Annotated in this window: 11 protein-coding genes; 7 read left to right on the forward strand and 4 right to left on the reverse strand. The window is 60.9% G+C overall.

The window, feature by feature from the left end; all coding sequences use genetic code 11:
* Positions 1–1,707 carry a DEDD exonuclease domain-containing protein gene (locus tag M3B90_RS01375; protein ID WP_259888277.1) on the forward strand — a complete coding sequence of 569 codons (1,707 nt, stop codon included), beginning with the start codon at positions 1–3 and terminating at the stop codon, positions 1,705–1,707.
* On the opposite strand, the gene trpD is transcribed toward M3B90_RS01375, so the two are convergent.
* Positions 1,685–2,755 (reverse strand): anthranilate phosphoribosyltransferase, encoded by a 1,071-nt coding sequence (gene trpD, locus M3B90_RS01380; protein ID WP_259888260.1) that lies wholly within the window; start codon positions 2,753–2,755, stop codon positions 1,685–1,687. The two genes, M3B90_RS01375 and trpD, sit on opposite strands and share 23 nt — an antisense overlap.
* Positions 2,756–2,983: 228 nt before the next feature.
* Here trpD and M3B90_RS01385 point away from each other — a divergent pair, with 228 nt between their 5' ends.
* The 6 genes from M3B90_RS01385 to M3B90_RS01410 all read left to right on the forward strand — a co-directional run bounded on the left by M3B90_RS01385 (position 2,984) and on the right by M3B90_RS01410 (position 9,419).
* Entirely contained in the window at positions 2,984–3,670 is a 687-nt protein-coding gene (locus M3B90_RS01385) for a heme-copper oxidase subunit III (RefSeq protein ID WP_259888261.1), read from the forward strand.
* A gap of 50 nt (positions 3,671–3,720) precedes the next feature.
* Positions 3,721–4,521 (forward strand): c-type cytochrome, encoded by an 801-nt coding sequence (locus M3B90_RS01390; RefSeq protein WP_259888262.1) that lies wholly within the window; start codon positions 3,721–3,723, stop codon positions 4,519–4,521.
* 5 nt (positions 4,522–4,526) lie between these two features.
* Positions 4,527–5,603: a Rieske 2Fe-2S domain-containing protein gene (locus tag M3B90_RS01395; protein WP_259888278.1), complete on the forward strand. Its 1,077-nt coding sequence runs from the start codon at positions 4,527–4,529 to the stop codon at positions 5,601–5,603.
* A 6-nt stretch (positions 5,604–5,609) separates the two neighbouring features.
* Positions 5,610–7,241, forward strand: coding sequence for a cytochrome bc complex cytochrome b subunit (locus M3B90_RS01400; protein ID WP_259888263.1), 1,632 nt, complete (start codon positions 5,610–5,612; stop codon positions 7,239–7,241).
* A gap of 718 nt (positions 7,242–7,959) precedes the next feature.
* Positions 7,960–8,286, forward strand: coding sequence for a helix-turn-helix transcriptional regulator (locus M3B90_RS01405; protein ID WP_259888264.1), 327 nt, complete (start codon positions 7,960–7,962; stop codon positions 8,284–8,286).
* Positions 8,286–9,419 (forward strand): MFS transporter, encoded by a 1,134-nt coding sequence (locus tag M3B90_RS01410; protein ID WP_259888279.1) that lies wholly within the window; start codon positions 8,286–8,288, stop codon positions 9,417–9,419. Before M3B90_RS01405 ends, M3B90_RS01410 begins: the two co-directional genes overlap by 1 nt.
* Positions 9,420–10,014: 595 nt before the next feature.
* On the opposite strand, the gene M3B90_RS01415 is transcribed toward M3B90_RS01410, so the two are convergent.
* From M3B90_RS01415 to coxB, 3 genes are read right to left on the reverse strand one after another with little or no spacing between them, the layout of a single operon-like run.
* Complete coding sequence (locus M3B90_RS01415; protein ID WP_259888265.1) at positions 10,015–10,431, reverse strand: cytochrome c oxidase subunit 4; 417 nt, start codon at positions 10,429–10,431, stop codon at positions 10,015–10,017.
* Positions 10,432–10,433: 2 nt separating this feature from the next.
* On the reverse strand, positions 10,434–12,146 hold the full coding sequence (gene ctaD, locus M3B90_RS01420) for a cytochrome c oxidase subunit I (RefSeq protein WP_259888266.1): 1,713 nt from the start codon (positions 12,144–12,146) through the stop codon (positions 10,434–10,436).
* Entirely contained in the window at positions 12,143–13,051 is a 909-nt protein-coding gene (gene coxB, locus M3B90_RS01425) for a cytochrome c oxidase subunit II (protein ID WP_259888280.1), read from the reverse strand. Before coxB ends, ctaD begins: the two co-directional genes overlap by 4 nt.
* Positions 13,052–13,360 lie beyond the last annotated feature (309 nt).

The following is a 13,360-nucleotide window of genomic DNA, read 5'->3' on the forward strand; positions in this document are numbered from 1 at the left end:
ATCGCTCAATCTGCGCAGCGAACGTTTGACGATCTCGGCCCGGAACTCATCGACGTCGAGTTTGTTGTCGTCGATCTCGAAACAACCGGCACGAATGCCGAGATTGACGCCATCACGGAGATCGGCGCTGTGCGCGTCGTTGGCGGCGAGGTCGTCGAGGAATTTCAAACTTTCGTCAACCCCGAGCGCCCAATCCCTGCCTACATCGCCGCGCTCACGGGCATTTCCGATCACATGGTGCACGATGCTCCTTCAGTAGAAGCCGTCATCCCCGCATTTCTCGAGTTCGCACGCACTTCCGTTCTCGTCGCCCACAACGCCCGCTTCGACATCGGCTTCCTCAAGGCCGCGGCGCTCCGGCTCGACTATCGGTGGCCCCCGTTTGAGGTCGTCGACACGCTCGCGCTCGCTCGGAGGGTTTTTGGTCGCGACGAGGTGAGGAACCACAAACTCTCGACCCTCGCGGGCGCCGTGGGCGCGACGACGGTCCCCAACCACCGAGCGCTTTCAGATGCGCGAGCAACTGTCGACGTGCTTCATGAGATCATCGCGCGCCTCTCCGAGGGCGGAGCGAGTCATCTTTCCGATCTGACCTCGAGCGGTAAGAAAGCGAAACCCGCACAAATCCGCAAACGGCACCTCGCCGCCAACATTCCCGTAGGTCCAGGCGTCTACTCGTTCATTGATGCGCATGGCTCCGTGCTGTATATCGGAAAGTCGGGCAACCTCCGCTCGCGCGTACGCACATACTTTTCACCGCAAGAGACACGACGCGCCGTTCTCGACATCATTCCCGTGACCGAACGTATCGACGTCGTGCAATGCTCAAGCGAATCCGAAGCCGCGATCCGGGAACTGCGAGCGATCGCGAGCACGCGTCCCATCGCGAACCGCCAGGGAATTCGCCCTTCACTCGGCAACTGGCTGCGCGTAAGCCACGACGGGCTACGTCTCGCCCGCAAAGTCCAAGAGGAAACCGAAGTTCATGCCTACATCGGCCCGCTCCGCTCGCGCCACGATGTCGAGCCCATCCGCTCGCTCGTATACGCGGCGCTCGCTTCAGCGGTCGGAGGCGGGAAAAATACCGGTATGGCGGGAAGCCAAATCGGCAGTGACGGCCCGACGGATGCCGAGGCACCGTCGGAACTCTTTGACGAACACCCAGGCTTCCACGCGCGCATGCACCACGCCCTCACAGAGGATCCGAGTGATGTTTTCGAGTATGCGGCGAAGAAGATGCGCGGGCTTGTGGACCGCGGACTTTACGAGAACGCGGAAGCGCTCCGCACCCGGGTGGAGCTTTTCGCGAATGCGGCAAGGCGCGCCGCCCGACTCCGCTCAATCGCCGAGGTTCCCTTCCTCGTGGCCGCGCGCAAAGTCGCGTGCCCCGGTGGTGCGGCACATTCACCGTGGCAGTGGGAGGTACTCGCCGTGCGACACGGGCGCCTTGGCGCTGCTCGCGCAATGCCCGCGTGGACGGATCCGCTTGCCGCGGTCGCGCAGCTTGAGCGTGAAAGCGAAGCGGAGGCCGAGCTGCACGCACCTCTATGCTTCGGCTATCACCAAGAGGCGGAACTTCTCCTCGAATGGCTCGCTGAGCCGGGGATCAGAATCGTCCATATCGAGGGCGAGTGGTCGATGCCCGCAACCGCGCGTTTCACTCTCGAGGAATTTCAGCGCACGTTCACACGCTCTGCGACACCCTGACCCAGCGGTCGAGCGCAGCCTGTGCGGCACCGGTATCGAGCGATTCTTCCGCGCGCTTCACCGCAGTGCGCATGCGATCGGTGAAGGCTGCGCAAGCGTCGGACCCTGCTTCGAGCGCCTCAGCAGCGACAATGCCCGAAGCGGCATTGAGCACAACCGCGTCGCGCACCGGACCTTTTCTGCCTGCGAGAAGATCTCGCGCAACCTGCGCGTTGTAGGCAGGATCGCCTCCGCGAAGCGCATCGATGCTCGCCCGAGCGAGGCCGAAGTCTTCGGGGGCAATGACATGCGTGGTGACACTCCCGTTTCGCACCTCCCAGACGTCGGACTCTGCGGCGATGCTCAGCTCATCGAGTCCGTCGCGGCCGCGCACGACAATCGCCGAAGCGCCACGATCAGCAAAGACGCCCGCGATCACAGGGGCCATTTCCTCAAAAGCAACGCCCACGGAGTGTGCGCACACACCAGCGGGGTTGGTGATGGGGCCAAGAACGTTGAAGGCGGTGGGGATCTTGAGGGCGCCGCGCGCGGCTGCCGCATGCTTCATCGAGGGATGAAACACTTGCGCAAAGCAAAAGGAAATGCCTGCCTCGTCGAGCACCCGCTGCACACTTTGAACGGGAAGGTCGAGTCGCACCCCCAGTGCTTCGAGGACATCGGCGGAACCCGACTTCGAACTTACGGCGCGGTTGCCGTGCTTCGCGACGGGAACACCTGCGCCGCGAATGACGAGAGAAGCCATGGTCGAAACGTTGACCGTGTGGGCGCCGTCTCCGCCGGTCCCAACGATATCTACGGCGCCTTCCGGTGCCGTGATGGCCGTCGAATGCTCGAGCATCGAGGACGCAAGAGCGTTAACCTCGTGCACGACAGCGCCCTTTGCTTGAAGCGCCACGAGAAAGCCCGCTAGTGGGATCGGATCAACTTCCCCGCGCATCACCTGTCCCATAGCCCACCACGCCTCGTCGCTCGTCAGATCCCGGCCCTGCATGAGGGCGGTGGTGAGTGCCGGCCAGGTATAGATTTCTTGATCCGTCATGACGCCCATGCTAGGCCGTCGCCACTCGTGACGTGGGGCATGCTCACCTTGCGGAACGGGGCTTAGATCACGCAAAAAACCGGGACAAAAGCCCCGTTCGATTCAACAAACTCGCCCCCAGCGGGTATGCTGAAAAAACCTGCGTGCGGACTTTTGTCCCCGCAGGGCCGCCCGGGCCTCAGTCCTCGCGGCCGAGACCATGTGCCGTGCATGGCCTCGCTTCCCGACCAACGACGAATGAGAACCGTGACAACAGCGCCTCTTTCCTCCGCCCCTCGCACCTCCCCCGTGAGCAGGCCGAACACGACCCAGGTCGGCACAATCGTGTGGCTCGCGAGCGAGATCATGTTCTTCGGTGCCCTCTTTGCCATGTACTTCACGCTGTACGGCGTCGTCCCCGAAGTGTTCTACGAGGGCCAGAAAAACTTCACGCTCAACTTCGCGATCACCAACACGATCATCCTGGTCACGAGCTCGATCACGTGCCAGATGGGGGTCTTCGCAGCGGAGAAACGCCGCAAGCGCCGCACCGGCTCGATCTTCAACATTGCCGGTTGGGGCCTCATCGAGTGGTACACCCTGACATTCGTTCTCGGCGCGATCTTCGTCTCGGGCCAGGTTTTCGAGTATGCCGAGCTCGTGCACAAGGGGCTCACGATCTCGAGCACACCTCACGGCTCGATCTTCTACCTCGCCACGGGCTTCCACGGCCTCCACGTTCTTGGCGGGCTCATCGCATTCCTCTTTGTTCTTGCGCGCGCGTACTCCGCAAAAAACTTCACGCACCATGAAGAAGTCAGTGCGATCTGCGTGTCGTACTACTGGCACTTCGTTGATGTCATTTGGGTAGCGCTCTTCTTCGTCGTCTACCTACTCGACCCGCTCATCCTGCACACCGTCGAAGGCAATTGGGTCTTCTTCTGAAAGTTTCTATAGCTCGGATTCGCACCCTTTACCGAAACGAGGTCCTCACAGTGAAGGCTTTGGCCACACACCGCCATCACCCGATGGCGCTCCTTGCCATCATCTTGATGGCGTTGATCGCCACGGGCGGTTTGTTTGCCGTCCTCTCCCCCAAGGATGCGTCGGCTGAGGCCTTCTCCGCATCCGACATCGCCGAGGGCAAAAAGCTCTTCGTCTCGAACTGCGCGACGTGCCACGGAGTGAACGGCGAAGGCCGCAAGGATGACGACGGCAATACCGTCGGCTCGTCGCTCATCGGCGTCGGCGCCGCAGCCGTTGATTTCCAGGTGGGTACGGGTCGTATGCCCATGCAGGAATCCGGCCCCCAGGCACAGCGCAAGCCCGTGCAGTTCACAGACGAGCAGATCTCGCAGCTTTCCGCCTACGTCGCTTCACTCGGCCCCGGACCTTCCGTCCCGAGTGAAGAGCAGCTCAGCACCGAAGGCGCCGACGTCACCAAAGGCGGCGAAATTTTCCGCATCAACTGCGCCATGTGCCACAGCGCCTCCGCTGCCGGCGGCGCCCTCACCGAGGGCAAGTGGGCTCCCACGCTGCGCGGTGTCGAAGACAAGCACATCTATGAAGCCATGGAAACCGGCCCCCAAAACATGCCGGTGTTCAACGACAACAACCTGAGCCCCGACGACAAACGCGATGTCATCGCTTACCTCAACCAGCTCGAAGAAAACGGCTCGCCCGGCGGCTATTCGCTCGGCGCACTCGGCCCGGTCACCGAGGGCCTCTTCGCGTGGACTGCGATTCTCGCGATTCTGCTCGGCTGCGCAATCTGGTTGGGAGCAAAGGCAAAGTGAACGAACTGACGCATAACATCGACGGCACCTCGCCGCGCAAGGGCGTAAGCACCGTTGCGCGTCCCGAAGAGGGCGGTTTCCGTAATCCCGGCATCCCACCGCACGAGTATCGCCAAGCGGATCTGGACCCGAAGGCTGAAAGGCGCGCCGAGCGCATTGTCTCGCTGCTCTTCCTCCTCTCGATCCTCGGCACAGCATTCTTCATTGCCTCGTACTTCCTGTTTAGTCCAACGGGTACGAACCTCCTCGCGGAAGAAGGCACTCTCTCGGCCGTGCACTGGTCCACGCTCACGATGGGCGTTGGCCTTGCTGTTGGCGTGTTCTTCATCGGCGCGGGCGCTATCCACTGGGCCAAGACCCTCATGCCCGATCACGAGGTGACCGAGGAGCGCCACGCGCAACGCGGCGACGAGGAAACCCGCGAAGCTGCCTCGAACATTCTTGTCGATGGCATCAACGAATCCGGGATTGCGCGCCGCCCGCTCGTCGTCGCCTCGCTCGTGGGTGCACTGGCAGCGCTCCCCATCGCGGTTCTCTTCCCGATCTCGACTCTCGGCCCCCTTCCCGGCAACAAGCTCCATCACACCTATTGGGGCCGCGCAACCGAGAACAGCAAGCGCGTGCGCATCGCTCGCGACCACGACCAGACCCCAATCAAGGCCTCCGACGTCACGGTTGGCTCGATCTTCCACGTGATGCCCGAGGGCCTCACGGAAGAAACCCCGGACTGGATCGAAGAACGAGCAAAGGCCGCCGCCGTTCTCGTGCGTATCGATCCCGCTGATGGCAAGAGCGAATCCTCGCTCGAGGCGGGGCACGAAGGGATCCTCGCGTTCTCGAAGATCTGCACGCACGTCGGTTGCCCCGTCGCACTCTACGAGCAGCAGACCCACCACATGCTCTGCCCGTGCCATCAGTCGACGTTCGACGTCACCGACGGCGCTAAGGTCGTGTTTGGGCCGGCGCACCGCCCGCTCCCGCAGCTGCCCATCGAGGTTGACGACGAGGGTTATCTCGTTGCGACCGGCGATTTCCCCGAGCCCATCGGTCCCAGCTTCTGGGACATTCACAAGGAGAAGTAATTCCTCATGAGTGACACCCAGACCACCGGCCTCGACCGCGACTCGAAGGCCTTCAAGCTCGGCTCGGTCGGCGCGAGCTGGCTCGACGAACGCACGAGCGGTGCGAGCATTGTCAAGGGTTTCGCGCGCAAGATCTTCCCCGATCACTGGTCGTTCATGTTCGGTGAGGTCGCGCTCTACAGCTTCGTCGTGCTCATCATCTCGGGCATCTTCCTCACGATGTTCTTCGTTCCCTCCATGAACGAAGTCATCTACGACGGTTCGTACACGGCGCTCCAGGGCGCCCATATGTCGGCGGCGTTTAACTCGACCCTGCATCTCTCCTTTGATGTGTGGGGCGGGCTTTTGTTCCGCCAGATCCACCACTGGGCAGCGCTCACGTTCATGGTCGCGATCTTCGTGCACATGTTCCGCGTGTTCTTCACGGGCGCCTTCCGCAAGCCGCGCGAGCTCAACTGGCTCATTGGCTTCGGCCTCATGGTTCTCGCGATGCTCGCGGGCTTCTCTGGCTATTCGCTCCCCGACGACGTGCTTTCGGGCAACGGTCTGCGCATCGCCGATGGCGTTATGAAGGCCATCCCGATCCTCGGTACCTATGGATCGATGCTCATGTTTGGTGGCGAATTCCCGGGTCACGACATCATCCCGCGCCTCTTCACGGTGCACATTCTCATCATCCCGGGAGCGATTCTCGCGCTCATCGCCCTGCACATGTTCTTCCTCGTGATGCACAAGCACACGCAGTACCCTGGCCCCGGCCGCACCGACCGCAATGTTGTGGGTTACCCGCTGTTCCCCGTGTACACGGCTAAGGCTGGCGGCTTCTTCTTCATCGTGTTTGGCGTGCTCACCCTTGTCGGTGCCACGGTTGCCATGAACCCCGTGTGGAACTACGGCCCTTACGACCCCTCCCCCGTGTCGGCCGGTTCGCAGCCTGACTGGTACATGCTGTTCCTCGAGGGCTCGCTACGCCTCATGCCAGGTTGGGAGCCCACGATTTTCGGCTACCCAATCTCGCTCAACATCATCATTCCCGGCATGGTCTTCCCGGGCATAATGTTCGGAAGCCTCGCCCTCTACCCCTTCATCGAGCAGTGGGTCACGGGCGATGATCGCGAGCACCACGTACTTGATCTCCCGTACAACACCCCCGTGCGCACGGGCTTTGGTGTCGCGTGGATTGCCGCCTACCTCGTGTCAATTCTTGCCGGCGCGAACGACCTCATGGCCGTTGCGTTCCACATGTCGCTCAATAACCTCACGTGGTTCTTCCGCATTGGCATCTTCGTGATCCCGATCATCTCGTTCATCGTGACGAAGCGACTTTGCCTCTCGATTCAGAAGCACAAGAAGCAGCTCGCCCTCCACGGCGTTGAGACCGGCAAGGTTGTGCGCATGGAGAACGGCGAGACGCTCGAGATCCACGAGCCGCTCAGCGAATACGACCGTTGGGTTCTCGTCAGCTATGACAACCATCGCCCGCTTCAGAAGGGCGAGGGTGTTTCGTCGCTGCGTGCGAAGGCGTCGAGCTTCTTCTTCAAGGATCGCGTCGAGCCTGCAACGCCGGCGGAGCTTCGCGCGGCACTTGAGCACTCGGGACACGAGGAGCACAAGATTAAGGCTCTCGTGGGTAGCTGATCTGCACGGCCACACCGATGTGACCACTCCGAATTGCATAGAGGTTGTGGGGGTTTGCCACTGAGTTTCGGCTCGAGGCAGGCCCCCACTTCTGTGCCACTGGCTTCGTTTGCCCACCTCTCCTTCTTCCCTCCGTCCCCTTCCTTCCCTCCCCTTCTCTTCCCCCCTCTCCCCTTCCCCCCTCCCCCTTTCTCCGCCCCTTTCCCCCTCCTTCCCGGACCGGATTGAGGTAGCTCAACGTACGTAATCCCGCCAGGGTTGAAATGGCGTTCCGACGGCTGCTTGGCAATTCACGCGCGCTTGCCTCTTGGCAAGTAGGTCGGCAACACAAATAACGAGCACCACAGGATCGGTTGCACCACGTCGAACAAGCTCGGTCTTGATTGAAAACCAGAGTGGATGACCCCTCTCCCTACAGCACCAGCAGGCAGCTTCTCGAGCCTTACCCTGTACTCTCTACGATTCCCCACATGGGCCTGACTCAATAGTCTGTTCAGATCCGCCGTATCAAATGTTCGAAAATTCGCCATCGAAGGTCGAAAGCTCCCGGCAAGCGCGTATACCGCGATGCTGTCCATCACGAAGCGTCTGGATGCTGCCGCAATGTCTAGCGAGGCACCCTCGCCGCGACTCTTGAGACACAAACAGCCTTCACAATCGTGCAGTGATTCCTGTACGATCTTTGTGCAGGAATTACTGCACGATCTAGGGAGAATCGATGACGCCGCGCGAATACCACCATCCACATTGCGACGAAATCACTTTGGCGAGCGTGCTTGCTGCGTTGAGCGACCCAACGCGACTGGAGATGATCCGACGCCTGGCGGACGGACACGAACACGACAGCCTTGAGCTGGCGGACGATCTACCTCGGTCGACGCTGACCTACCACACGCGCATGTTGCGAGAGGCCGGCGCGACGTGGACCCGGGGCGAGGGTCGCGCCTGCCTTATCCGATTGAGACGAGAAGATCTGGATCGACTTTTCCCAGGCCTGCTTGCTGCAGTGATCGCCAATGCTGAAGCTGAGGCCGTGCGAGCATGATGCGTCAACTCTGGCCGTTTGTCTTAGGCAGCGTCGCTCTCGGCCTGGACGCCTATGTCATCGCGGGTCTCCTGCCTGCTATTGCGCCCTCATTAGGCACTCGTGAAGCCACGGTTGGGCTGGGAGTTGCCGCATTTACGGGTTCCTACGCAATCTCGGGCCCGCTCCTGGCCGGGCTGGCTGGACAGCGACCACGGCGAAGTTTGGTCGCCGCCCTGTTGGTATTTGCGGTGGCAAATTTGATCACAGCGCTGTCACCGACAGCGGGGGTCTTCTTGGGCTCTCGTGTGGCCGCTGGCGCAGCTGCCGGCGTGTACTCGCCGCTATCGTCGGCGGTAGCAGCCGAGCTCGTGGCCCACGACTATCGTGGACGTGCGTTGGCATTGGTCTTAGCTGGCTTAGCGGTCGGCACCGTATTTGGAGTACCCGTCGGCCTTGCCTTGGCGCAGCAATGGGGGTGGCGCGCCGCGATCCTGCTGATCGTTGGCATCGGTGGTGCCGCGCTGGCAGGGGTTGCGCTGCATGGCGGGGAACTCCCCGCGATTCCAGCTTCTGGCCCCGTTGAACGGCTGCGGTCAATCACGCGACCGAAGAATCTCCTCACTGTCACCGTCACGCTGCTGACCGGGGTCGCGTCTTTAGGCCTCTACACCTACCTGACCGTCGTGTTGTCCGCCGGGAGCCTAGCGTCGCATCAAAGCATGGGGATTTGGGTCTGGGGCATCGGCGGAGCAGTCGGAGCGTTTGGAATCGGGCGTCTCGTGGACAGATGCGACCCCCTTCGCCTCAGCGCTTTCATTCTCGCCGGCCTCACCTTCGCCCTGATTGGGATGACGCAAGACCAGGTTCCAGGAATCGTCGTGGCGAGTCTTTTTACCTGGGGGCTATGCGGTTGGGCGTCTCTCGCACCCCAGCAGAAAACGCTACTGCAGGCGAATCCAACTGATGGCGCGACGGCTGTAGCCGCGAACGCTTCGGCGAACTACCTCGGTTCGGCCCTAGGTGCCACGATCGGCTCGCTGTTGGTAGCTGCGCACGTAACCCCAGCCGTGCTATGCGGTTCCGCCGCAGCTGTGGCAGCGCTCGCACTGCTCTGCCAGATCATTCGTCAGCAGATGAATTCCAACGCGTGAATGAACGTTCCAACGCGAGTTCAGGCCATACCAAGGACTTTCGGTGCGACAAGTTTATTGGTCCATCAAGGGCTGGCATATCAACCATGCTGCCGCTAGGCGCCGGGGATCCTTATCGATAGCGAAAGGGCGGCTGCTCCTGCAGCGATCAACCCTGGCGAGACCACAGCTCGCATCCCACCAGAAATCCACAAACTTATGAGTCCTCGATGGCGAAAACATCCCCACCACTATCTCCGTCCCTGCCGTATTGATTCAGGCGATCGACGGGTTGAGCGCTCGCCGTTTCATGTGTGAAAGCTTCGATCGAGGACCAAACACACCTAGCGCTAACGTTGATTGCGCGACTTCGGCGCGGAGATAGAAGCGTAGAACACGCGCACAAGGAGCGTGATGTCAACACCGCAGCTAACGGAAAATACACGCTTCTGCGGAGGTCCGCTCGGCGGCAGGGCTAGAGCCCCGCCAGTGAATCTCGATGCTTGCATGAGTTACAGAGAAAGAAAGTGCTCGGCAGTCTCATACGAGCCCGCCGAGCATCCGTTATGAAGTTGGAATTGACGCCCTGTTCATAGGGCGACTACTTATTGCTTCCTCAGTGGCTGTTGTGCCCCACTGAGTAGGCCATCACCCACATGACGACGCCGATCATGCCAACGACGATGCCGAGGGCGGTGATCCAGTAGGCGATGGGAAAGCCACCGAAAGCAAGCGATGCTCCCACCGCGCACACGAGCGGCGCCCAGCTATAGGGTGCGAAAACGCCCTTGTGGCCGGCCTCTTCGTGGACTTCGGCATCTTCATCGTCCTGTGCGCCGCCACCGTAGCGGCGTTCACTCATCCAAACGTAGATCGCGATCATCCAGCACATCGCTGCGAGGGCGAAGAGTGCGGGAACGCCGACCCATTCGATCCCGCCGGGATCAACGTTCAGGGTGAGGAGGGTGTAGACGACGCCGACGACGGTCACGAAGCAACCGATGAGGGCGAAGATGATGACGTTGGCGCGCATTCTTACTTACCTCCGTGGGCGCTAGCGAGTGCTGCTTCGTCGCGGTTGACATGAACCTGGTCGACCGCGGCAACTTCGGGGAACTTCTGGTCGAAGGCCGGGCGCTCCGAGCGGATACGCGGCAATTCAACGAAGTTGTGGCGCGGCGGCGGGCATGAGGTCGCCCACTCGAGGGAAGCGCCGTAGCCCCACGGGTCGTTGACGGTGACCTTCTCGCCCTTCATATGGGTAAGCACCACGTTGAGGAGGAACGGGAGGGTCGAGGCACCGAGGATAAACGCGCCGACCGTAGAGAACTGGTTCATCCACTGGAAGCCGTCCTCGGAAAGGTAGTTCATGTATCGGCGGGGAGCACCTTCGACGCCCATGAAGTGCTGGATGAGGAACGTCATGTGGAAGCCAACGAGAAGGAGCCAGAAGTGGACCTTCGCGAGGTCTTCACGCAGCTTGTAGCCGAACATCTTGGGCCACCAGTAGTAGAAGCCCGCGAACATTTCGAAGGCAACCGTGCCGAAGATGACGTAGTGGAAGTGGGCGACGACGAAGTAGGTGTCGCTCAGGTGGAAGTCGAGTACCGGGGTCGAGAGGATCACGCCGGTGAGGCCACCGAAAAGGAAGGTGGTCATGAAGCCAAGCGTGAAGAGCATCGGCGATTCGAATGTGATGGATCCACGCCACATGGTGCCAACCCAGTTGAAGAACTTCACGCCCGTGGGCACGGCGATCATCATCGTCATGAACGCGAAGAAGTCGAGCATCACGGCGCCGGTTGTGAACATGTGGTGGGCCCAGACGGTCACGGAAAGAGCGGCAATAGAGATGGTCGCGTAAACCAGGGTCTTGTAGCCGAAGATCGGCTTGCGGCTGAAGACGGGGATGATCTCGGAAGCGATGCCGAAGAACGGCAGTGCGAGCACATACACCTCGGGGTGGCCGAAGAACCAGAAGAGGTGTTGCCAGAGGATCGGGCCGCCGTTCGCAGGATCGAAGATGTTCGCGTCGAGTACGCGGTCTGCGCCAAGTGCGAAAAGCGCGGCGGCGAGGGGCGGGAAGACCATGAGAATGAGGATCGACGTGATGAGGACGTTCCACGTGAAGATCGGCATGCGGAACATGGTCATGCCGGGCATGCGCATCGTGATGATGGTCGTAATGAAGTTGACGGCGCCGAGGATGGTGCCGAAGCCCTGCATGCACAGACCGAAGGCCCACAAGTCACCGCCGAGGCCCGGCGTAAAGGTGGTATCGGAGAGAGGCGCGTAGGCGAACCAGCCGAACGAGGCTGCACCCTGCGGGGTGAGGAAGCCTGCGCAGGCGATGAGAGCTCCGAAGCCGGTCAACCAATACGAGAACATGTTGAGGCGTGGGAACGCCATGTCGACAGCACCAATCTGGAGCGGCAGCAGGTAGTTCGCGAACCCCGCGAAGAGCGGTGTACCAAACATGAGCAGCATGATCGTGCCGTGCATTGTAAAGAGCTGGTTGTACTGGCCCTTCGAAACAACGACCTGGAGACCGGGCTCCCACAGCTCAGCGCGGATCAAGAGCGCAAGGACACCGCCGAAGCAGAAGAAGAAAAAGGCGGTTGCCATGTACATAATGCCGATCGTCTTGTGATCGGTCGTGGTGAGGAGCTTGAAGAACTGATTGCCCTTCTTTGTCTCAGGCTGAGCCGGGGCGAAGCGGCGCGTGGTATCTGCGGTTGTAGTACTCACTTTTTGGCATCCTCACGACGGTTTTCGATGCGGCGGTCGGAATCGTCCTTCATGTTCCAGGACTTTTGGAGACGGTTAAGGTCGTTCGAGAGTTGACCCTCGTTGCCCTTCGCCCGCAGCTCCTCCATGTGCTTGTCGAACTCTTCTTTCGAGACGACCTTGACGTTGAAGAGCATGTCGGAGTGGTACTCGCCGCAGAGTTCGGCGCACTTGCCCGCATAGGTACCTTCGATCTGCGGAGTGACCTGGAAAGCGGTGGTGTGGCCAGGGATCATGTCCTTTTTGTAGAGGAAGTCCACAACCCAGAACGAGTGGATGACGTCGCGGGAATCGAGCTGGAACTCAACGGTCTCGCCGACGGGAAGGTAGAGGGTGGGAAGGTCCTTGGCAGCGCCCTCTTCACCGGTACGGAACGACTGGACACCAGGATCTTCGTGGACGTCTGCATCGACGTAGTTGAAGTCCCAGCTCCACTGCTTTGCAACAACATTAACCGTGACGTCAGGGTTCGGATCGAGACGTTCGATCTCAGAAATGTCACGCTGCGTGAAGTAGAAGAGGGTCATGATCATGATGACCGGGATGAGCGTGAAGGTCAGCTCGATAGGCACGTGATAACGCAGCTGAATCGGGAAGCCCTTGTCGCTCTTCTTGCGGCGGTAGGCGATCGCGCACCAGAAAACAAGGCCCCACACGAGGAGACCGACGGCGAGGAGAGTGATCCACGAACCGCTCCACATCGTGATGATGCGGTCGGTGTGATTCGTGATCTGGTGAGTGGCATCACCGGGGAGGAATCCTCGCTGCTGCTCTTCCGTGCAGCCCACGAGAGCAAGCGCCGTGAGGGCGAAAGCGGCAATGGCCTTCGGTATCCGGCGACTGCGTTCCGGGGTTTGGGGGATCACAGGCTGACCTTCCATGTATCGCGTGGCGAATCGGCGGCGGGGAGATTCGCGCTCGATTGTGCGGTTGTCTCGGGCTCTTTCATCCGGGCTGGCACGAAGCCCGCGCCTGGATCGGGACAAGAGTCCTTAGTCATCATACGCGACTCGCCGCGAAAAGTTGCCCTCCCAGCCTCTTTTCTCGGATTCGGTTGGGTTCACTCAGTCACGTTTAAGCCGGTCGGGGCGGTTTATCGGGTAGTTGTGTAGGCGGTAAGGTCCGACGGTTGCTCGCCTCACGCATGAGTGGGTGTTGGCTCGGGAGCCGGTGAC

Origin of the sequence: Dermabacter sp. p3-SID358 (assembly GCF_025147465.1) — a bacterium.
GTDB lineage: Bacteria > Actinomycetota > Actinomycetes > Actinomycetales > Dermabacteraceae > Dermabacter.

Bases quoted from the DNA above. Each gene is read 5' to 3' on its own strand.
- trpD (WP_259888260.1), bottom strand. From the start codon at position 2,755: ATGGGCGTCATGACGGATCAAGAAATCTATACCTGGCCGGCACTCACC.
- M3B90_RS01385 (WP_259888261.1), top strand. From the start codon at position 2,984: ATGAGAACCGTGACAACAGCGCCTCTTTCCTCCGCCCCTCGCACCTCC.
- M3B90_RS01400 (WP_259888263.1), top strand. From the start codon at position 5,610: ATGAGTGACACCCAGACCACCGGCCTCGACCGCGACTCGAAGGCCTTC.
- M3B90_RS01405 (WP_259888264.1), top strand. From the start codon at position 7,960: ATGACGCCGCGCGAATACCACCATCCACATTGCGACGAAATCACTTTG.
- M3B90_RS01410 (WP_259888279.1), top strand. From the start codon at position 8,286: ATGCGTCAACTCTGGCCGTTTGTCTTAGGCAGCGTCGCTCTCGGCCTG.
- M3B90_RS01415 (WP_259888265.1), bottom strand. From the start codon at position 10,431: ATGCGCGCCAACGTCATCATCTTCGCCCTCATCGGTTGCTTCGTGACC.